The sequence below is a fragment of the Bradyrhizobium sp. Pha-3 genome, assembly GCF_042258325.1.
In the GTDB taxonomy this organism is placed as follows: domain Bacteria; phylum Pseudomonadota; class Alphaproteobacteria; order Rhizobiales; family Xanthobacteraceae; genus Bradyrhizobium; species Bradyrhizobium elkanii.
Window position 1 is genome coordinate 9,249,019 of the sequence record NZ_CP170151.1, and the last position, 19,329, is coordinate 9,268,347.

Annotated in this window: 20 protein-coding genes and 1 tRNA gene; 12 read left to right on the top strand and 9 right to left on the bottom strand. The window is 64.2% G+C overall.

The features are described 5' to 3' along the window. Positions 1 to 45 precede the first annotated feature (45 nt). Positions 46 to 453 (top strand): TIGR02300 family protein, encoded by a 408-nt coding sequence (locus ACE10X_RS44060; RefSeq protein ID WP_028341708.1) that lies wholly within the window; start codon positions 46 to 48, stop codon positions 451 to 453. Between the two features lie 95 nt (positions 454 to 548). Further along, a tRNA-Ala gene (locus ACE10X_RS44065) sits at positions 549 to 624 on the top strand. A gap of 111 nt (positions 625 to 735) precedes the next feature. On the opposite strand, the gene ACE10X_RS44070 is transcribed toward ACE10X_RS44065, so the two are convergent. After that, positions 736 to 1,197: a MarR family winged helix-turn-helix transcriptional regulator gene (locus ACE10X_RS44070; protein WP_038382647.1), complete on the bottom strand. Its 462-nt coding sequence runs from the start codon at positions 1,195 to 1,197 to the stop codon at positions 736 to 738. Between the two features lie 168 nt (positions 1,198 to 1,365). On the opposite strand from ACE10X_RS44070, the gene ACE10X_RS44075 reads away from it, so the two are divergent. From ACE10X_RS44075 to ACE10X_RS44110, 8 genes are all read left to right on the top strand, one after another. Then, on the top strand, positions 1,366 to 1,791 hold the full coding sequence (locus ACE10X_RS44075) for an organic hydroperoxide resistance protein (RefSeq protein ID WP_028341711.1): 426 nt from the start codon (positions 1,366 to 1,368) through the stop codon (positions 1,789 to 1,791). 189 nt (positions 1,792 to 1,980) lie between these two features. Continuing rightward, entirely contained in the window at positions 1,981 to 3,186 is a 1,206-nt protein-coding gene (locus ACE10X_RS44080; protein ID WP_038382645.1) for a CaiB/BaiF CoA-transferase family protein, read from the top strand. A 296-nt stretch (positions 3,187 to 3,482) separates the two neighbouring features. Beyond that, positions 3,483 to 4,799 (top strand): sn-glycerol-3-phosphate ABC transporter substrate-binding protein UgpB, encoded by a 1,317-nt coding sequence (gene ugpB / locus ACE10X_RS44085; protein ID WP_304557384.1) that lies wholly within the window; start codon positions 3,483 to 3,485, stop codon positions 4,797 to 4,799. Positions 4,800 to 4,962: 163 nt separating this feature from the next. Beyond that, positions 4,963 to 5,844 carry a sn-glycerol-3-phosphate ABC transporter permease UgpA gene (gene ugpA, locus ACE10X_RS44090; RefSeq protein WP_304557385.1) on the top strand — a complete coding sequence of 294 codons (882 nt, stop codon included), beginning with the start codon at positions 4,963 to 4,965 and terminating at the stop codon, positions 5,842 to 5,844. Continuing rightward, on the top strand, positions 5,844 to 6,692 hold the full coding sequence (gene ugpE, locus ACE10X_RS44095) for a sn-glycerol-3-phosphate ABC transporter permease UgpE (RefSeq protein WP_028341715.1): 849 nt from the start codon (positions 5,844 to 5,846) through the stop codon (positions 6,690 to 6,692). Before ugpA ends, ugpE begins: the two co-directional genes overlap by 1 nt. Beyond that, positions 6,692 to 7,774 (top strand): sn-glycerol-3-phosphate import ATP-binding protein UgpC, encoded by a 1,083-nt coding sequence (locus tag ACE10X_RS44100; protein ID WP_038382649.1) that lies wholly within the window; start codon positions 6,692 to 6,694, stop codon positions 7,772 to 7,774. The genes ugpE and ACE10X_RS44100 overlap by 1 nt, the downstream gene beginning before the upstream one ends. Positions 7,775 to 7,944: 170 nt before the next feature. After that, positions 7,945 to 8,370 (top strand): Hsp20 family protein, encoded by a 426-nt coding sequence (locus tag ACE10X_RS44105; RefSeq protein ID WP_028341717.1) that lies wholly within the window; start codon positions 7,945 to 7,947, stop codon positions 8,368 to 8,370. Positions 8,371 to 8,420: 50 nt separating this feature from the next. Further along, positions 8,421 to 8,690 carry a DUF1150 domain-containing protein gene (locus tag ACE10X_RS44110; protein ID WP_016843536.1) on the top strand — a complete coding sequence of 90 codons (270 nt, stop codon included), beginning with the start codon at positions 8,421 to 8,423 and terminating at the stop codon, positions 8,688 to 8,690. Between the two features lie 79 nt (positions 8,691 to 8,769). Here the strand turns inward: ACE10X_RS44110 and ACE10X_RS44115 are convergent, their stop codons facing one another. Beyond that, positions 8,770 to 9,117 carry a DUF6665 family protein gene (locus ACE10X_RS44115; RefSeq protein ID WP_038382650.1) on the bottom strand — a complete coding sequence of 116 codons (348 nt, stop codon included), beginning with the start codon at positions 9,115 to 9,117 and terminating at the stop codon, positions 8,770 to 8,772. A 273-nt stretch (positions 9,118 to 9,390) separates the two neighbouring features. Between ACE10X_RS44115 and ACE10X_RS44120 the strand changes: the two genes are divergently transcribed. Beyond that, entirely contained in the window at positions 9,391 to 9,948 is a 558-nt protein-coding gene (locus ACE10X_RS44120) for a cytochrome P460 family protein (protein WP_038382651.1), read from the top strand. A 17-nt stretch (positions 9,949 to 9,965) separates the two neighbouring features. On the opposite strand, the gene ACE10X_RS44125 is transcribed toward ACE10X_RS44120, so the two are convergent. The 3 genes from ACE10X_RS44125 to ACE10X_RS44135 form a co-directional block, all read right to left on the bottom strand. Then, positions 9,966 to 11,495 carry an AMP-binding protein gene (locus ACE10X_RS44125; protein ID WP_038382652.1) on the bottom strand — a complete coding sequence of 510 codons (1,530 nt, stop codon included), beginning with the start codon at positions 11,493 to 11,495 and terminating at the stop codon, positions 9,966 to 9,968. Between the two features lie 123 nt (positions 11,496 to 11,618). Next, positions 11,619 to 12,749 (bottom strand): DUF5938 domain-containing protein, encoded by a 1,131-nt coding sequence (locus tag ACE10X_RS44130; RefSeq protein ID WP_038382653.1) that lies wholly within the window; start codon positions 12,747 to 12,749, stop codon positions 11,619 to 11,621. 36 nt (positions 12,750 to 12,785) lie between these two features. Beyond that, positions 12,786 to 13,589, bottom strand: coding sequence for an SDR family NAD(P)-dependent oxidoreductase (locus ACE10X_RS44135; protein WP_016843541.1), 804 nt, complete (start codon positions 13,587 to 13,589; stop codon positions 12,786 to 12,788). A 332-nt stretch (positions 13,590 to 13,921) separates the two neighbouring features. Between ACE10X_RS44135 and ACE10X_RS44140 the strand changes: the two genes are divergently transcribed. After that, positions 13,922 to 14,560, top strand: a complete 639-nt coding sequence (locus ACE10X_RS44140) for a TetR/AcrR family transcriptional regulator (protein WP_051002754.1) — start codon at positions 13,922 to 13,924, stop codon at positions 14,558 to 14,560. 312 nt (positions 14,561 to 14,872) lie between these two features. Here ACE10X_RS44140 and ptsN read toward each other — a convergent pair whose 3' ends face one another. The 4 genes from ptsN to lptB all read right to left on the bottom strand — a co-directional run bounded on the left by ptsN (position 14,873) and on the right by lptB (position 19,083). Further along, on the bottom strand, positions 14,873 to 15,334 hold the full coding sequence (ptsN, locus tag ACE10X_RS44145; protein ID WP_016843543.1) for a PTS IIA-like nitrogen regulatory protein PtsN: 462 nt from the start codon (positions 15,332 to 15,334) through the stop codon (positions 14,873 to 14,875). Positions 15,335 to 15,565: 231 nt separating this feature from the next. Beyond that, a complete protein-coding gene (gene hpf, locus ACE10X_RS44150) occupies positions 15,566 to 16,165 on the bottom strand; it encodes a ribosome hibernation-promoting factor, HPF/YfiA family (protein ID WP_038382654.1) in 600 nt (199 codons plus the stop codon). 185 nt (positions 16,166 to 16,350) lie between these two features. Then, on the bottom strand, positions 16,351 to 18,006 hold the full coding sequence (gene rpoN / locus ACE10X_RS44155; protein WP_038382655.1) for an RNA polymerase factor sigma-54: 1,656 nt from the start codon (positions 18,004 to 18,006) through the stop codon (positions 16,351 to 16,353). A gap of 90 nt (positions 18,007 to 18,096) precedes the next feature. Then, positions 18,097 to 19,083, bottom strand: a complete 987-nt coding sequence (lptB, locus tag ACE10X_RS44160) for an LPS export ABC transporter ATP-binding protein (RefSeq protein WP_038382656.1) — start codon at positions 19,081 to 19,083, stop codon at positions 18,097 to 18,099. Between the last annotated feature and the right edge of the window lie 246 nt (positions 19,084 to 19,329).

Here is a 19,329-nt window from a genome sequence, read left to right on the forward strand (position 1 = left end):
AGCCAAGTGAAGCTCCGTTTTTCAGGAAAATTCTGGGATTACCACGTGGCCAAGTCCGAGCTCGGAACCAAGCGCATTTGCCCGACCACGGGCAAGAAGTTCTACGACCTCAACAAGAATCCGGTGATCTCGCCCTATACCGGCGAAGTCGTGCCGATCGCGCCGGTCGCCCCGCCGCGGGGCCGTGGCGCGACCGTCACTTCGCCTGCGACCGCAGCCGACATGCCGGAGCCCGCCGAGGCCGAGGAGATGGTCTCGCTCGAGGAGGCCGATGCCGAGGAGAACACCGGGAAGGTCAAGGCCCAGGTTCCCGAATCCGAGGACGATATCGAGGTCGATGAGACCATCGACGACGATGACGACGACGATTCGACCTTCATCGCCGACGAGGAAGAGGGCGATGAGGACGTGACCGACATTATTGGTGACGTCGGCGGCGACGAAGAGACTTGAGATCGGTGCCGATCTATGATCAACGGTGCTGCCGCGCGAGTCGTGTAGGCCGCGCGGGCCGGGATTGATCCCCCAGGATCATCCCTACTGGACAAGGGGCCATAGCTCAGCTGGGAGAGCGCTTGCATGGCATGCAAGAGGTCGGCGGTTCGATCCCGCCTGGCTCCACCAGCCTTCGCTCGCTGCGCGAGCTACGGCTCGGCAAGCCCGGAAAGTCCCTCGTAGCGAAGTGAGCGAAGGCTGCCGCGGCGCAGCCGAAAGGGCGAAGCCGCTGCCCGCCCCCTACTCCCCCAGCACCGCGTTCAGCCGGTCGCGCAGCGCGACGATCTCGTCCTTCATCGCCATCAGTTCGCCAACGGTGCAGTCCGAGGCCGCGAGGATCGATTGCGGCACGGCCTTGGCCTTGTCGCGCAGCGCGTGGCCCTGCGGCGTCAGCGCGATCAGCACCACCCGCTCGTCCGCGGTGCTGCGGGTCCGCTTGATCAACTCCGCCGCCTCCAGCCGCTTCAAGAGCGGCGTCAGCGTGCCGGAATCCAGGAACAGGCGCTCGCCGAGGTCCTTCACCGCCACGTCGTCGCGCTCCCACAGCGCCAGCATCACGAGATACTGCGGATAGGTCAGCCCGAGCCGGTCGAGCAGCGGCTTGTAGACACGGTTGAAGGCGTGCGCGGTCGAATAGACCGCAAAGCAGATCTGGTTATCGAGCCGCAGCGCCTGATCCGCCGCCGTCGGTTTCCTGGCCATGATTCCCATCGAATCCATCTCGTTTCCGGGTCATTCTGGGCTCTCGGGACCGCGGATTCAATTGCGAACAATTAAATGTGAGGCCGCATATTTTATATTGTGCACAATCTATTTGCGTGCAATACATGCGTCGTCAAGTTCAAGCCCACCCCACCAAGGGAGACCACGATGTCTGTGAACGTGCTCTACAAGACCAGCGCCAAGGCGACCGGCGGCCGCGACGGCCATGCGGCAACGCTCGACGGCGCGCTCGACGTCAAGCTCACGACCCCGAAGGAGCTCGGTGGCGGCGGCGGTGCCGGCAACAATCCGGAGCAGCTGTTCGCGGCCGGCTATGCCGCCTGCTTCATCGGCGCGATGAAGTTCGTGGCCTCGCAGGGCGGCCCCAAGGTTCCCGCCGACGCTTCGGTGACCTCGACGGTCGGCATCGGCCCGCGCTCGGAAGGCGGCTTCGGCCTCGCCGTCGAGCTCGCGGTGTCGCTGCCCGGCCTTTCCCGCGCCGACGCCGAAGCGCTGGTCGAGAAGGCCCACCATGTGTGCCCCTATTCCAACGCGACCCGCGGCAATGTCGACGTCAAGCTGAGCGTCGTCTAATTCCACATCACGCAATGGTCCGCCGCGACACGTGGCGGACCATTGCTCTTTCAGCGGCTGGTTCGCTTGGCGAACGCATGCGCCGCGTGCTGCATGGGCCTGCGCCGACGGAAGCATTGCTGCCCCGGCTGAAGACCGTTAGCTCTGGGACCCTCGTTATCTGATCCCAACTGAGCGAAGGTTGCTTCCATGAATACCCCAGCGGCTACGGGCGCGATGACCGGCCTGCGCGTGATCGATCTGACGCGCGTGCTCGGCGGTCCGTATTGCACCCAGATTCTCGCCGACCACGGCGCCGACGTGATCAAGGTCGAGCCGCCCGCCGGCGACGAGGTGCGCGACTGGGGTCCTCCGTTCCATGACGAGGATGCGGCCTATTTCGTCGGCATCAACCGCAACAAGCGCTCGATCGGCCTTGACCTCGCTTCCGAGGGCGGACGCGCGGTGCTGATGAAGATGCTCGAGACCGCCGACGTGCTGATCGAGAATTTCAAGCCGGGCACGCTCGACAAATGGGGCATCGGCAACGACGTGCTGCGCGCGAAATTTCCGCGCCTCGTGCACTGCCGGATCTCCGGCTTCGGCGCCGATGGCCCGCGCGGCGGCAATCCCGGTTATGACGCGATCATCCAGGCGATGACCGGCATGATCGCGGCGACCGGCTCGCCGGAAAGCGGCCCGATGCGGATCGGCGTGCCGCTGGTCGACATCACCACCGGGCTCTACGCCACGATCGGCATCCTGATGGCGCTGTCGGAGCGGCAGCGCTCGGGGCTCGGCCAGTTCATCGAGACCACGCTGTACGAGACCGGGCTCGCGATCATGCATCCGCACACCGCGAACTACTTCATGCATGGCAAGCCGCCATCGCTCACCGGCAACGAGCATCCCAACCTCGTTCCGTACGCGATCTTCCCGACCAAGACCGATAACATCTTCATCGGCGTCGGCAATGACGGCACCTTCCGCAAGCTCGCCAAGGAGATCGGCAAGCCCGAGCTAGGCACTGACCCGCGCTTTGCCCGCAACAAGGACCGCATCGCCAACCGCGATGCGCTCCGCGTCGAGCTGGCCGCGGTGTTCAGCCAGCACGAGGCCGAGCCGCTGTGCAACCGGCTGCTCGCCGCCGGCCTGCCGGCAGGCCCGGTGCAGAAGATCGACCAGGCGCTGACCAACCCGCACACCATTCATCGCGGCGACGTCATCGAGAAGGATTGGTACAAGGGCGTCGCCTCGCCGATCCGCCTCGAACGCACCAAGCCGAACCTGCGCCGCACGCCGCCGAAGTTCAGCCAGCACGCCGCGGAAGTGCTCGGCGAGTTCGGCTACTCGAAGGACGAGATCAACGGCCTGGTTGAAAAGGGCGTGGTCTGCGGCCCCCAGCGCAAGCGCTAAAGGCGTCATGAGAGCAGTCGAATAGCGACCACAACGGTGGTCAGCTCCCTCGCCCCGTTCTTACGGGGCGAGGTGATGCGCAGTCCGCTGCGCCGGGAAACGATCAGACCCTGCGGTGCAACGTCGCGTCAGGCGCTGCACCGCACTGAGCCGGCTGCCGTCTTCGCCTTTTTTACCGCTTCCCTTCGCTTCGGCTTCCCCCCTACCATGACTTTCGTTTATACGGTCATTTGAACGTCATCCGGCGCTGATAACGCGCGCAACGAAAGACGACGTTCCAATTGGGAGGGGTTTTGATGTTCTTTCGACGACTAGGTGCTGCCGCGGCAGCCGCTGCCGCGCTTGCATTCGCGTCGCCCGCGTTTGCGGTGACCGAGATCCAGTGGTGGCACGCGATGACCGGCGCCAACAACGACGTCATCGTCAAGCTGGCCAACGACTTCAACGCCTCGCAATCCGACTACAAGGTGATCCCGACCTACAAGGGCGGCTACGCCGACACCATGAACGCCGGCATTGCCGCGTTCCGCGCCGGCAACGCGCCGCACATCATGCAGGTGTTCGAGGTCGGCACCGCGACGATGATGGCCGCCACCGGCGCCGTCAAACCGGTCTACAAGCTGATGGCCGACGCCGGCGAGAAGTTCGATCCGAGCGTCTATCTGCCCGCGATCACCGGCTACTACTCGACCTCCAAGGGCGAGATGCTGTCGTTCCCCTTCAACTCGTCGTCGACGGTGATGTGGGTCAATCTCGATGCGCTGAAGAAGGCCAACATCGCGGAGATTCCGAAGACCTGGCCGCAAGTGTTCGACGACGCCAAGAAGCTGAAGGCAGCCGGCTACGCCACCTGCGGCTTCTCCGGCTCGTGGGTCACCTGGGTCAATCTCGAACAGCTCTCGGCCTGGCACAATGTGCCGCTCGCCAGCAAGGCCAACGGCCTCGACGGCTTCGACACCGTGCTCGAATTCAACGGCCCGCTGCAGGTCAAGCATCTCGAGAACCTCGTCGAGCTGCAGAAGGACAAGATCTACGACTATGCCGGCCGCACCAACACTGGCGAAGGCCGCTTCACCTCGGGCGAATGCCCGATCTACCTGACCTCGTCGGCCTTCTTCGGCAACGTCAAGGCGCAGGCCAAGTTCAACTTCACCGCTGCGCCGATGCCGTATTATCCCGACGCCAAGGGCGCGCCGCAGAACTCGATCATCGGCGGCGCCTCGCTCTGGGTGATGGGCGGCAAGTCGGCCGAGGAATACAAGGGCGTGGCCAAGTTCCTGACCTTCCTCTCGGACACCGACCGCCAGGTCTGGATCCACAAGGCCTCGGGCTATCTGCCGATCACCAAGGCAGCCTACGCCAAGGCCAAGGAAGAGGGCTTCTACAAGGACCAGCCCTATCTCGAGACCCCGCTGCTCGAGCTCACCAACAAGGAGCCGACCGCGAATTCCCGCGGCCTGCGCCTCGGCAACATGGTGCAGCTGCGCGACATGTGGTCGGAGGAAATCGAGCAGGCGCTGGCCGGCAAGAAGACCGCCAAGCAGGCGCTGGACGCCGCCGTCGAGCGCGGCAACCAGATGCTGCGGCAGTTTGAAAAGACCGCCGTCCGCTGACATGATGCCTTCGGGCATGATCCGGAAAGGCGCGCAGCGGTTTTCCGAAAAGATCATGCCCAGACGACAAGCTAAAGCGCGATGACGATCCAACCTCATCTCATCGCGCTTTAGGGCCATCAACCGGCAGGCCGCATCCGCGGCCTGCCCTTCCTCCGAGCCCATGCAAAAGCAAGCGATTTTCCAGTCAAAGCTGTTGCCTTACGCGCTGGTTGCCCCGCAACTCGCGATCGTCCTGATCTTTTTCTACTGGCCGGCCGTGCAGGCGGCGATCCAATCCTTCCTGCTGCAGGACGCTTTCGGTCTCTCCACCAGCTTCGTCTGGTTCGAGAACTATCTCGATCTGTTCAAGGAGCCGGCCTATTTCGCGGCGATCGTCCGAACCTTCGTGTTCTCGTTCGCGATCGCGGTCTCCTCGCTGTCCTTCGCGCTCCTGCTCGCGGTCATGGCCGACAGGCCGCTACGCGGCTCGACGCTGTATCGCACGCTGCTGATCTGGCCCTATGCGGTGGCCCCGCCGGTGGTCGGCGTGCTCTGGGTGTTCATGCTGCACCCCTCGCTCGGCGTGCTGTCGCGCTATCTGCGCGCCATGGGCATCGACTGGAATCCGCTGCTCGACGGCGACCAGGCGGCGGCCCTGATCATCCTCGCCGCGGCCTGGAAGCAGATCTCCTACAATTTCCTGTTCTTCCTCGCCGGGCTGCAGAGCATCCCGAAGAGCGTGATCGAGGCCGCCGCGATCGACGGCGCCCGTCCGATGCGGCGGTTCTGGACCGTGATCTTCCCGCTGCTGTCGCCGACCATCTTCTTCCTCTTGGTCATCAACATCGTCTACGCCTTCTTCGACACCTTCGGCATCATCGACACCATGACCCGCGGCGGTCCCGGCAAGGCGACCGAGACGCTGGTCTACAAGGTCTATACGGACGGCCTGCTCGGCGGCAATCTCGGCTCGTCGGCGGCGCAGTCGGTCATTCTGATGGTCATCGTCGTCATGCTGACGGCGATCCAGTTCCGCTTCGTCGAACGCAAGGTGACCTACTGATGGTCGAGGAGGAGGGCTTCCAGCGCTATCTGGCTCACGCCATCCTGTGGATCGGGATCGCAATCGTCGCCTTCCCGGTCTATCTCGCGCTGGTCGCCTCGACCCAGGACAACGCCGTCATCGCCAACGGCCAGATGTCGCTGCTGCCCGGCGGCCATTTCCTCGAGACCTACTACCAGACCCTGTTTGTCGGCACGAGCGGCTCGACCCGCGAGCCGGTGCTCAACATGATGCTGAACTCGCTGATCATGGCGCTCTTGATCGCGGTCGGCAAAATCGCGATCTCGATCATCTCGGCCTACGCGATCGTCTATTTCCGATTTCCGTTCCGGATGGCGATCTTCTGGATCATCTTCATCACCTTGATGCTGCCGGTCGAGGTGCGCATCTATCCGACCTACAAGATCGTCGCCGATCTGCACCTGCTCGACAGCTATGCCGGCCTCTCGCTGCCGCTGATTGCGTCAGCGACCGCGACGCTGCTGTTCCGCCAGTTCTTCATGACCGTGCCGGATGAATTGCTGGAGGCCTCGCGGATCGACGGCGCGGGCCCGTTCCGGTTCTTCTGGGATACGCTGCTGCCGCTGTCGCGCACCAACATGGCGGCGCTGTTCGTGATCCTCTTCATCCTCGGCTGGAATCAGTATCTCTGGCCGCTGTTGATCACCACGCGCGACGACATGCAGACCATTCAGGTCGGCATCCGCAAGATGATCACGACGACCGATGCGCTGACCGAATGGCCGATCGTGATGGCGACCGCGTTGCTCGCGATGCTGCCGCCGGTGTTCGTCGTCGTCGTGATGCAGAAACTGTTCGTGCGCGGATTGGTGGAGACGGAAAAGTAATGGCTAACGTCACGCTGCGCAGCGTCCGCAAGACCTATCCCGGCGGCTTCGAGGCCATCAAGGGCGTCGATGTCGACGTCGGCGACGGCCAGTTCTGTGTGCTGGTCGGCCCATCCGGCTGCGGCAAGTCCACGCTGCTGCGCATGGTCGCGGGGCTCGAGACCATCACCGGCGGCGAGATCGACATCGGCGGCCGCGTCGTCAACCAGGTCGAGCCCGCCGATCGCGACATCGCGATGGTGTTCCAGAACTACGCGCTCTATCCGCATATGAGCGTCTACAACAACATGGCCTACGGCCTGCGCAACCGCGGCATGGCCGAGGCCGAGATCAAGACCCGCGTCGAGGAAGCCGCGCGCGTCCTCGAGCTCTCACCGATGCTGGAGCGCAAGCCGCGGCAGCTTTCCGGCGGCCAGCGCCAACGCGTCGCGATGGGCCGCGCCATCGTGCGCCAGCCGAAAGTGTTCCTGTTCGACGAACCGCTGTCGAACCTCGACGCCAAGTTGCGCATCGCGATGCGGGTCGAGATCCGCAAACTGCAGCGCAGGCTGAACACCACGTCGATCTACGTCACCCACGACCAGCTCGAGGCGATGACGCTCGCCGACATCCTCGTCGTCATGAACGGCGGCCAGGTCGAGCAGGTCGGTAATCCGCTGGCGATCTACCAGAAGCCGGCGACCACCTTCGTCGCCTCCTTCATCGGCGCCCCGCCGATGAACCTGATGCCGCTGCGCGCGGACGAGCTGAAGTCCCAGATCACGGGCGCCGACGGCGCCGGCATTGTCGGGATCCGGCCGGAGGATTTCGTGATCTCGAGCGAGACCGCATCCGGCGGCGTCGCGCTCGGCCTCACCGTCGAGGCGATCGAGCATGTCGGCGCCGAGACCTTCGTCTATGGCAGCCGCCAGCGCGAGGAGCAGGGCGTTGCCGCCAATCCGGGCGAGCTGCCGCCCGGCGAGGTGATCGTCCGGGTTCCCGGCGTCTCGGGTCCCGCCATCGGCGAGCGGATCCGGGCCGTCGCCCCCCGCGACAAGCTGCATCTTTTTACCGCCGACGGCCGCAAGCGCGTCGGGGAGTAACCGATCGGGAAGAATTTACCCCCATGTTGCGGGCGTTTAGGCTGGTTTCGGGGCTGCTTGAACGCTATCCAGATCGCCCCCATATCCCTCACTGACCGGAGGCCAGACGGCCCGCCGGTTGCATGGGGCGCCGCAAGGGCCCCTCAAAGTCGCTTCGAGAGGACTTTGTAATGTCTCGTGTTCCATCGTTGTCCAGTCCGTTCCTTCTGGGATTCGACGAGATCGAGCGTGCGCTCGATCGCGTCGTGAAGGGCGCCGACGGCTATCCTCCGTACAACATTGAGCGGTGCGACCGTACCAACGGGCAGCCTGAACGGCTGCGCATCACGCTGGCGGTGGCGGGCTTCACCCGCGACCAACTCGATGTAACTATTGAGGAAAATCAGCTCGTCATCCGCGGCCGCCAGCAGGACGACAAGGCTCGGCAATACATCCATCGCGGCATCGCCGCGCGCCACTTCCAGCGCACCTTCGTGCTGGCGGAGGGGATGCAGGTGCTGGGCGCGGATCTGAAGAACGGGTTGTTGTCGATTGACCTGGCCAGGCCGGAACCTGAACGGGTCATTAAGACAATCGCTATCAGTGAGCACGAATAATAGAAACAACGAGCGGACTCGACCGCTTATCTGACTGAGGAGTCGAGACCATGAGTGAACTGAGTACCACCACCATCGAATCCGAGAGCGTCACGCCGGAAGCGCTGGCCCATCTGGGCGAAGGTCATATCGCCTATGTGAAGCAGGTCCGCTCCGAGGACGTGCCAGATCTCTTTCCGCAGGCGCCGAAGATCGCGCCGGGCCTCAAACTGTTCGCACTGCACGCTGCCGACGGCACGCCGATCATGCTGACCGACAGCCGCGAAGCCGCGGTCGCGAACGCATGGAGCAACGAGTTGCAGGCCGTCAGCGTCCACTGACGCAAATCTACGGCTGAATTCAGCATCCGCGAATTCAATGCGCGGGCCTGCCTCGTCACCGAGGCGGCCCGCGCGTTTTTCATGGCGATGAGGTCGAGGTGGCGAGCATCGGGCCCATGCTGAGCTGCACCTCGCCGGGCACGTTGTAATCGCGCATCAGCATGCGGTTGTTGCGCAGCCCGCAGGCCTCCCGCTGCACCACGAACATCCAGAGCGCATGGCCGGCCTCCCGCACCAGGAGGCGCCGTGCCTGTTGTGTTGACGTCGACGCTTCATCGCGCGGATGGGCGGCATCGAACTCGCGCAGCCTGGCGAGCGCCTGTTCCAGCACGCGGCCCAAGCGGCCGAGCGCACTCACCCTCTCTTCGGCGAGCTCGTAAGCGAGAACGTCGACGGGAACGCGATCAAGGCGAAAATCGCGGGACATCAGTCATCCCTGGTTCGCACACGCAATGTTGCGCGCGTCCGTCTTCCGGCGTCATCGGCTGGTTGTCAATAGGTGCTCGTGTCTTCGATCGCCAAGCGAAAGCTCGCTCAACGTGAGCAATTCATTGCGCAGCCTTGGGCAGCGGACCATGATCGCGGCTCCATTTCGCTCTGTGCATTTCCGTGCTGTAATAAGTTCCCGCGAGAAACACTGCGACAAGGGAATTTCCAGCAAGAATTATTCGCCGCCAAATCGATTGAAGGAGATGCGACCATGCAGAAGAGCTCGCTGATCAATCTCGTTGCTTCGGTGTCGATTTCCGTCCTCGCGACCGGTGTCGCGATTTCCGCGCAGGACAAGTACAGCCTGCAAGTGCCCAATGGTCTCGCGTTCTCCGAGTTCAGGGGATACGAGGACTGGCCCGTGATCGCGATCAGCGAGAACGAAGGCGTCATCGCCGCGATCCTCGGGAATCCCGCGATGATCGGCGCCTTCCGGGAAGGCATACCCGGCAATGGCAAGCCGTTCCCGGATGGCGCCAAGATGGCGAAGATCCATTGGATCCCGAAGAAGCAGGAGGCGTATCCCGGTCAGCCGACGGTGCCGGGCGCGCAGCACGACGTCGACTTCATGGTCAAGGACAGCAAGAGGTTCGCGGACAGCGGCGGATGGGGATACGGCGCGTTCGAGTATGATCCCGCCTCGGATGCGTTCAGGCCCGCCACCACGGCCGACAATCCGCCCCAGGAAAACGACGCGAAGTGCGGCTATGCGTGCCACACGGTGGTACAGAATCGCGACTACGTCTTCACCGAGTACGGCAAGAGGTAGACACCGGATCGCACGGGCTAGCGTTGCACCAGCCGCGCGCGGATGTCCGGCTTCAGCACCTTGCCGACCTTGGAACGCGGAAGATCGTCCCAGACCTCGATCTGCTTCGGCGTCTTGATGCTGCCGATCTGCTGCTTGACGAAGGCGGCGAGCGTTGACGCATCGACGGTGTGGCCGGCGCGCGGCTGCACCACGGCGACGATCCGCTCGCCCCATTTGTCGTCAGGCAATCCGATGACGGCGCAATCCTGCACCGCCTCGTGGGCACGCAACGCGTTCTCGACCTCGATCGAGTACACGTTGAAACCGCCGGTGATGATCATGTCCTTGGCGCGATCGACGATGTACAGGTAGCCGTCGCCGTCGACGTAGCCGATATCGCCGGTGTGGTGCCAGCCATGCGCCGAAGCCTCGCGCGTGGCCTCCGGGTTCTTGTAATAGCCTTCCATGACCAGCGAGCCGCGCACCACGATCTCGCCGCGCGATCCCGCCGGCAACAGCTTGCCGTCGCCATCCATGATGCCGGCCTGCACCAGCGGGCCGATCCGCCCGGCCGACGAGAGTCGCTCCATCGCGATCGTGCCGTCCGGATTGTAGTGATCGGCGGGCGGCATCATCGAGATCATCATCGGCGCCTCGGTCTGGCCGAACAGCTGCGCCATCGGCCCGATCCGCTTCAGGGCTTCGGCGAGCCGCGTCGCCGAGATCGGTGCCGCGCCGTACCAGAAACATTGCAGCGAGCCGCGATCGGCCGCATCGAGTCCGGGATGATCGAGCAGCATGTAGATCACAGTCGGCGGCAGGAAGGTGTGGGTGACGCGATAGCGCTCGATCAGCGCCAGGAACTCGCCGATGTCAGGGTGGTGCATGATCACGACGCGGCCGCCCAGCGTCATGATCGGAAAACAGAGCACGCCGGCGGCATGCGTCAGCGGCGCCAGCGCGAGATAAATCGGGCGACCCTTGAACGGGTAGCCCATCAGGGTCAGCGCGGTCATCGCCTCGATGTTGCGTCCCGACAGCATCACGCCCTTCGGCTTGCCGGTGGTGCCGCCGGTGCCCGGGATCATCGCGAGATCGTCGATCGTCTCACGCTGATAGACATCATCGGCGAGTCCGCCGAGCCAGCGGTCGAATGACGGCGCGAACGGCAACTCGGCGTCGAGACAGACCAGCGCGCGCAGCTTGGGCAGGTTCTGGCGGACTGCTTCGACCATCGGCGCAAAGCTCGAATGAAACAGCAGCAGGCTGCAATCGAACTGATCGAGAATGAACTTGTTCTCGGCCGCCTCGTTGCGCGGATTGATCGGGCACCACACAGCAGCCGCACGCGAAATGCCGAACACGCAGGCGAAAGCGAGCGGATCGTTGCCGGACAGGATCGCGACCTTCTCGCCGGGAGCGATGCCTGATCGCTCGAGGCCGCGTGCGATGCGACAGCTCAACCGCTGCACCTCGCCGTAGCTGAGATCGCGGCCGTCCATAGTGAGGCACGGCGCGTCGGCGCCGAGCGAGGCACCCTTATCGAGATAATCGATGAAGCGCATGGCAGGTCTCGCGCAAGAGGCGGGTGACGCGCTACGCGTCACCCGCGGGAGGAGCGTTTTCGAGCAAAACGAAAACGCTTCAGGGAACGGAGTGTTGCGCCCCGATCCGATCGGGGCTCAAGCTCAGTCATGCACGGTCAGGACCGGCTTGCCGACCAGGCCGAAACTGCGCAATTGCCCGAGCAGCTCGCGATGGCCGAACGCCTGACAGGCGGAGGCGAAGCCTACGCGCTTGGGCGGCTGCTGCAGCAGGTGCGCGGCAGCATAGGCCTGCAGCATGCCGGTCTGCTTGTAGTTGCTGTTGCCGTAGATGACGCAGTGCGCGCGCCCCAGCGGGCCGGAGGCATACACCGAATCCAGCGACTTGTTGACGCGCGGGTTCTCGCGCGGCGGCATGGTGTTCATCACGCCGGCAGCGGTCTGCGCCAGCGCGGCGTAGCGCTCGTCGGGCTTCATGTCCTTGATCGCCTCCAGCGCTGCGGCGACGATCTGCGGCACGCCCAGCATGAGCGCACGATTGAACACGCCGCCCAGCACCTTCACGTTGGCGACGCGCGGATCCTGCTTGAACCACACCGGGTGCGAGGTGCCGCCCCAAGGCAGCGCCAGCGCCAGCTCGTGCTGGCCGGGGATGGCGAGGTTGTAGAGGCCGGCATCGGGCTGATGCTCGACGTATTTGTTCTGCTCCAGGTAGTACGCCTTGGCCATCGCGGCGTTGACCAGAATGGTCTGCGTCGAGGCGATGGTCGGGCTCCCGCCCCAGAACACGGCGATATCGAGCGTGTCGAGGCCGGGCGTCTCAAGGCATAGCTGCGCGGCGATCTCGCCGGTGGTGTACATCTGCGCGATGCCCGGCGCCAGCAGCAGGCCGGCATTGGCGAACTTCGTACCAAACTCCTGCTCGAGCGTGATCAGCCAGTCCTGCTCGCCGGTCGTGTCGGTGTAGTGGCACCTGGAAGCCAGGCAGGCCTGCACCACCTCGCCGCCGAACTTGGCGAAGGGGCCCACGGTGTTGAGCACCACCGAGGCGCCCTTGAACAATTCAGTCAGCGCGGCCACGGTGTGCGGCACCGACACCACCTCGTAGTCGGCGGTCTCGATGCCGGCCACGTTCGATTTCATCGCGGCGTCGAGCTTCTCGGCGCTGCGGCCGGCGGCGATGAAGGGGATGTTGTACTCGCGCAGATATTCGCAGACCAGCCGGCCGGTATAGCCGGAAGCGCCATAGACGATGACGGGCTTCTTCTCGCTCATTGCGATCCTCCGAAATGCTTGTTGTCGGCCTTGTTGCTACATGCCCATGCCGCCATCGACCGGCAGGCCGATGCCGGTGATGAAGCGCGCATCGTTCGAGCACAGGAACACGGCGGCGTCGGCGATGTCGGAGACCTCCGCGAGCTTGCCGAGCGGCGTCTGCTCCACCACCGAACCGACCGCGGCGTTGACGTCGGGCGCGAGACCGATCTTCACGATGTCATTGGCGAGCTGCAGGCCCATGTCGGTCGGGATCAGGCCGGGATAGATACAGTTGACGCGCACGCCATAGCCGAGCTTGCCGGCTTCCATCGCGCCAACGCGCGTCATGCGGTCGACCGCGGATTTGGTGCCGGAATAGACCGCGATGCTCGGAAACGCGATCGTCGCCGCCACCGAAGCGATGTTGACGACCGCGCCGCCCTTGCCCGCGGCGCCGCCCGGCCGCATCGCGCGGAAGGCGTGCTTCATGCCGAGCACGGTGCCGACGATGTTGACGTCGCACATGCGGCGCGCGTCCTCGGCCTTGATGTCGGCAACCAGCGAGGTGATCTCGATCCCGGCATTGTTGATCAGGATGTCGAAGCCGCCGAGAGTTTCGACCGTCGCTGCGGCGGCCCGCTCCCATTGCGCATCGTCAGTGACGTCGAGCTTGACGAAGCCGGTCTTCACCCCGGCCTTGGCGATCTCGGCGGCGCTGGCCTTGCCGGCGTCGTCGAGAATATCGCCGATCATGACCGCGGCGCCGGACCGCGCCAATGCCTGCGCGATCGCCGCGCCAATCCCCCGGGCGCCGCCGGTGACCAGGGCTTTCCTGCCTTCAAGGCTCTTCCCACTCATGACGTAGTCCTCCCTTTGCTTGCCGATTGATGGTGGTGCTGACAGAGGCAGCGCGGGCCGGGGCCTGCGCATTTGGAGCGCATTGATGGTCGCGGCCGGCCTCGGCAGGGCGCAGCGTTGGCGCGCCCCGGCGGTGCGTTTCCTCCTGGTTTGTCGATTGGTCAGCCGTCTTGACGGTTGTCCAAATTATTTCGCCAACCCTCGTCCAGGAACTTGACACTTGTCAAGTCTGAATTTGACAAGTGTCAAAGAGGATGGTTGTGAAGAGATGGAGCGCGCCGCGGTCGTCGCGGTATAGTTGCTCGAGGGAAGAAGCAGAGGAAAGGCACGGAATGGCGCGGCAAGCGACAGGGGCGGCCCAACGCGTGGCTGTGGCGGCCGAGGCGCTGCGCGACGAGAAGTTCAACGCGCGGCGCGTCGAGCTCGCAGAGGCCGCGCTGGAAACGCTTGGCGAGCTCGGCTTTGCGCGCACCAGCCTGCGCGAGATCGCGCAGAACTCCGCATTCACGCACGGCGTGTTTCACTACTACTTCAGCGACAAGCTCGACCTGATCTGCTGCTGCGTCCGTCACTACAAGGCGAAATGCGTGACGCGCTATGACGAGGTGGTGACGACAGCACGCAGCCGCGACGAATTGACCGAAGGCTTCCTCGCCAAGCTCGCGGCCACGCTCGAGAACGAAGCGCGCATGCATCGGCTCTGGTACGATCTGCGCTCGCAGGCGATGTTCGAACCGGCGTTCCGGAAGGACGTGCTCGAGATCGACAAGAGCCTGGAAGCGATGATCTGGCGGATCGCCACGCGCTACGCCGAGCTCGGCAACAAGCGGCCGGCATCGTCGCCGGCGGCGCTTTATGCGCTGTTCGACGGCCTGTTCCAGAGCGCGCTGCTCCGGCATCTCGCCAATGACGAGAAGGCCGTGCCCGATCTGCTCGACGAAGTCCGCCGTCTGCTGCCGACGATCTGCTGAGAGAATCGCGAACGATTCGACTCCAACCTCCCCTTGAAAAGGGGAGGTCGCTTTGCTCGCCAGAGCAAAGCGGGTGGGGATTCGCAATCTCCACATACAGCGTCGCCTGCGGCTGACCCCCATCCCGACCTTCCCCCTTTCAGGGGGAAGGAGAAGACGGACCTGTACGGATGGAGCTTCGTAGCCCGGATTGCGCTTCGCTCCATCCGGGCTACGGAGATTGAAACGATCGCGCATTGATGTGCGCCACCGCGTGGCGCGCAGTCTATGTCCTGGTGACAATTGCGCGAACGAATTCGCGAATGCAGATGACTACGCCGCGCTCGCCGGCGGCAGCGCGAGCACCGAGTAGATCGCTTGGGCGTCGCGCGAGGCACGCAGCTTCTTGGCGACGTCCTGGTCGCGCAGCAGGCGGGCGATTCGCGCCAGCGCCTTGAGATGGTCGGCGCCGGCGCCTTCCGGTGCCAGCAGCAGGAAGATCAGGTCGACCGGCTGGCCGTCCATCGCCTCGAAATCGATCGGGCGTTCGAGGCGGGCGAAGAAGCCGAACAGCTTCTCCAGCTTGGGCAGCTTGCCGTGCGGAATGGCGACGCCATAGCCGACCGCCGTGGTGCCGAGCTTCTCGCGCTGCAGCAGCACCTCAAAGATGGCGCGTTCGTTCTGCCCGGTCAGAGCGGAGGCACGCGCGGCGAGTTCCTGCAGCGCCTGCTTCTTGCTGATGACTTTCAAAGCCGGGAGAATCGCCTCGGGTGCGACCAAATCGGTAATCGGCATTGGGACGTTCCGAGGTGAATGACCGTCAGGTTGCGAAATAGGCTTTACAGCGGCGGCGTCAAGAAGATGAGGTGGGATGCGGGCTTAGCCCGGGTCCGGTTGGCAGGGCTTCTACTCCAACGTATCGGCGGTGCCAACACCTGCGAACCCTGTTCCGCCCCCCTTGTTCCTGGAGGCGGCGGACCATAAGCAGGGCTGGCTTCGGACGTCAATGCCATCTGCCAACTATCCTCAAGGGCTCGCCGCCGGCGGATCGACCCAGCCGACATTGCCGTCCGTACGGCGGTAAATGATGTTCAACCGGCCGCTGCCGCCATGCTGGAACACCAGGCAGGAGGCGCCGGTCAGATCGAGCTCCATCACGGCTTCGCTGACCGACAGCCGCTTCAGCGCGGTGGTTGCCTCGGCAATGATCACCGGGCTGTATTCGGTGACCTCGTCCTCGTTCTCGGGCGCCTCGATGACGTAGCTCGGCGCGTCGAGCCCGACGCCGTTCAATTCGGCAAGCGCGGCAGTCGCGGCGTAGGTCTTGCGGGCGGAACGATCCTTGAGCCTGCTTTTGTAGCGGCGCAGACGCTTCTCGATCATCAGGAGCGCGGCGTCGGCGCTGGCATAGGCGTCGGTGGCATTGGATTCGGCTTCCAGCGTGATGCCGGAATCCAGATGCAGCGCGCAATCGGTTCGGAAGCCGAAGCCATCCTTGCTCAGCGTGATGTGACCCGAATAGTTGCCATCAAAATACTTTCGCAGGACCTCGTCGGTGCGCTCGCTGACGCGCGCGCGAAGCGCCTCGCCGATGCTGATGCTCTTTCCCGAGATTCGAAGGGTCATTTGATGCCTCAATTGCTGGATGCCTCGATCACTCTTGCAGGAGCATGATGCTTGCTGGGCTTCCGGTTACCTCCCCTTCTGGACGACGCTCGACCTGGAAAGATTGAGACTATCCCGATTTGGCGCGAACGCAACGAGCGCATGGCCCGCTCCGTACCCGGATGGGGTCACGCTCAAGAAGTAACCTAAACGGGGGCTGTATCGCGCGACCGGTCGGACGAGGAGGCAGGAGCCGAAAGGGCATTACCGAGCATGCTCTGTTTGTCACGGCGGCGCTGCACCGAGGATGGTATCCGCATCGCTTCGCGATATTTCGCGACGGTGCGGCGGGCGATATCAATGCCCGAGGCGCGCAAACGTTCCACGATCGTGTCGTCGGACAGGATCGCCGACGGCGCCTCGCCGTCGATCAATTGCTTGATGTGGTGACGCACCGCCTCGGCCGAATGCGCCTCGCCGCCGTCGGCCGACGCGATCGAGGCGGTGAAAAAATACTTCAATTCAAAACTGCCGCGATTGGTCGCCATGTATTTGTTGGCGGTGACGCGCGACACCGTCGATTCATGCATCTGGATCGCGTCCGCGACCGCCTTCAGATTGAGCGGCCGCAAATGCGCGACGCCATAGGTGAAGAAGCCGTCCTGCTGGCGGACGATTTCGGTCGCGACCTTCAGGATGGTGCGGGCGCGCTGATCGAGCGCGCGGACCAGCCAGGTCGCGTTCTGCAGGCAGTCGGTGAAGTACGACTTGTCACCGTCCTTGCGGATCGTCTTCGACAGCTCAGCGTAATAGGTCTGGTTGACCAGAACGCGCGGCAGAGTGTCGCTGTTGAGCTCGACATGCCAGCCGCCGTCGGGACCCGGACGCACATAGACGTCGGGCACCATGGTTTGCGTCCGCGCGGTGCCGAACTTCAGCCCGGGCTTCGGATCGAGCCGGCGGATCTCGGCGATCATGTCGGTGATGTCTTCGTCGTCGACACCGCAGAGCTTTCGCAAGGCCGCGATGTCGCGCTTGGCGAGCAGGTCGAGATGCTCGACCAGCGCCTGCATTGCCGGATCGTAGCGATCGAGCTCACGCAGCTGGATCGCGAGGCATTCGCTCAGGTTTCGCGCGCATACGCCCGGCGGATCGAATTTCTGCAGCACCGCGACGACCTCGTCGACCGCTTGCTGCGACGCACCGAGCCGCTCGGCGGCCTGGCCGAGATCGGCCGGCAGGTAGCCGGCGTCGTCGACCAGGTCGATCAGATACTGCCCGATCATGCGCTGCGCCGGCGCCGAGAACGCCACCGCGAGTTGTTCGGCGAGGTGGTCGGCAAGCGTCAGCTCGGCGGCCACGAAAGCTTCGAGATTGTACTCGTCGTCGCTGGAGGCGCCGCCGCCCCATTCGGTGTAGACCGATGGCGGTGCATCCTGCGCGGCGCGCGCTGCCGCTTCCGCCGGCTCCTCGGAAAACACGTTGTCGAGGCGGGTATCGAGCGTCTGCTCGATCTCGGCGCGGCTGCCGAGGTCGCGGTTCAGCCATTCCTCCTGGCCGGGCTCGAAGGCGGCCTCGCCGCCTGGGCCTGCGGCCATGTCGGAGACGTCGCCATCGTCCCCATAGCTGCTGGAACCATCGGAATCGCCATAGTCCGGCCGCTCCATGGCGGGCTCGCCCGCCACCGGCGGCTCCGGCCCGTCGGCGGCCCGCTCCAGCAGCGGATTGCGCTCCAGCTCTTCCTCGACAAAGGCCGACAGGTCCAGGTTCGACAGTTGCAGCAGCTTGATCGCCTGCATCAGCTGCGGCGTCATCACCAGCGACTGCGACTGGCGGAACTCTAGTCTTTGGGTCAGCGCCATGGAGGCAAGAACGATCCTAAAAGTTGGCTCGATTCTTGCTTATATTAGTCCGAAGCCCTTGTACACGGCTTGACGGATCGGAAAATAGCGCTAGAGGCGGAATTCCTCGCCAAGGTAAAGCCGACGTACATCGGGATCATTAACGATCTCCTCCGGGCTTCCCTCAGTCAAGATTTCACCGGCATAGACGATGTAGGCGCGATCGGTCAGGCCGAGCGTCTCGCGGACATTGTGGTCGGTGATGAGCACGCCGATGCCGCGGTTGGTGAGATGGCGGACAAGGTCCTGGATGTCGCCGACCGCGATCGGGTCGATGCCGGCGAACGGCTCGTCGAGCAGCATGTAATTGGGGCGCGTCGCCAGCGCGCGCGCAATCTCGACGCGGCGGCGCTCGCCGCCGGACAACGCGATCGACGGGCTCTTGCGCAGCCGCGTGATGTTGAACTCGTCGAGCAGCGAATCCAGCTCGTGCTCGCGCTTCTTCTTCGAGGGCTCGACCACCTCGAGCACGGCGCGGATGTTCTGCTCGACCGACAGGCCGCGGAAGATCGAGGCTTCCTGCGGCAGATAGCCGATGCCGAGGCGCGCGCGCTGATACATCGGCAGCTTGGTGACGTCGTGTCCGTCGAGTTCGATGGCGCCGCGATCGGCCTTGATCAGCCCGGTGATCATGTAGAACACGGTGGTCTTGCCGGCGCCGTTGGGCCCGAGCAGGCCGACCGCCTCGCCACGGCGCACATAGATGCTGACGCCGCGCACGACTTGGCGGCTGCCGAAACTCTTTTCCACGCTATGCACAGCCAGATAACCCGGCCGCTTGATGAGCTGCGGCGCGGCGGGCGCGCTGTTCCGGGCCGGCCTCGCACGCGCCGGCGCGGGCGCTGCTCCCGGTTGGGCTCGCGGCAGCTCGACGCCGGGAGCCGACGCGGCGCGCGCCATCGGCGGCGCATCACGCACCGGAGACGTCAGCATCTCGCCGAACTGGTCATCGAGCGCCGTGATGTCGTCATGCGAGCGCGCAAATCCGGTACTGCGTTTCGCAGAGCGCCGCCGGAACATGCCGAGAAAATCCACCATCCCCGCTTCGCTTCAGCCTTTCACGGTGATCCCGCGACCTTGCCTGCGCATCGATCGATTCGCATGCGACGCCGCAAGCATGAGCCGGAAATCTGAATACCGGCCTTCCCGCGCGACAAAAGCGGACGCGTTTGCGCGGAGATCATGCTCGAACAACACGGCAAAGCGCGATCACCCGCGCCTTGAATGAATGGATGCCCCTGTCCCGGCCAACATAATTCCCCCTCGAGGCGCATTGTTCAGCCG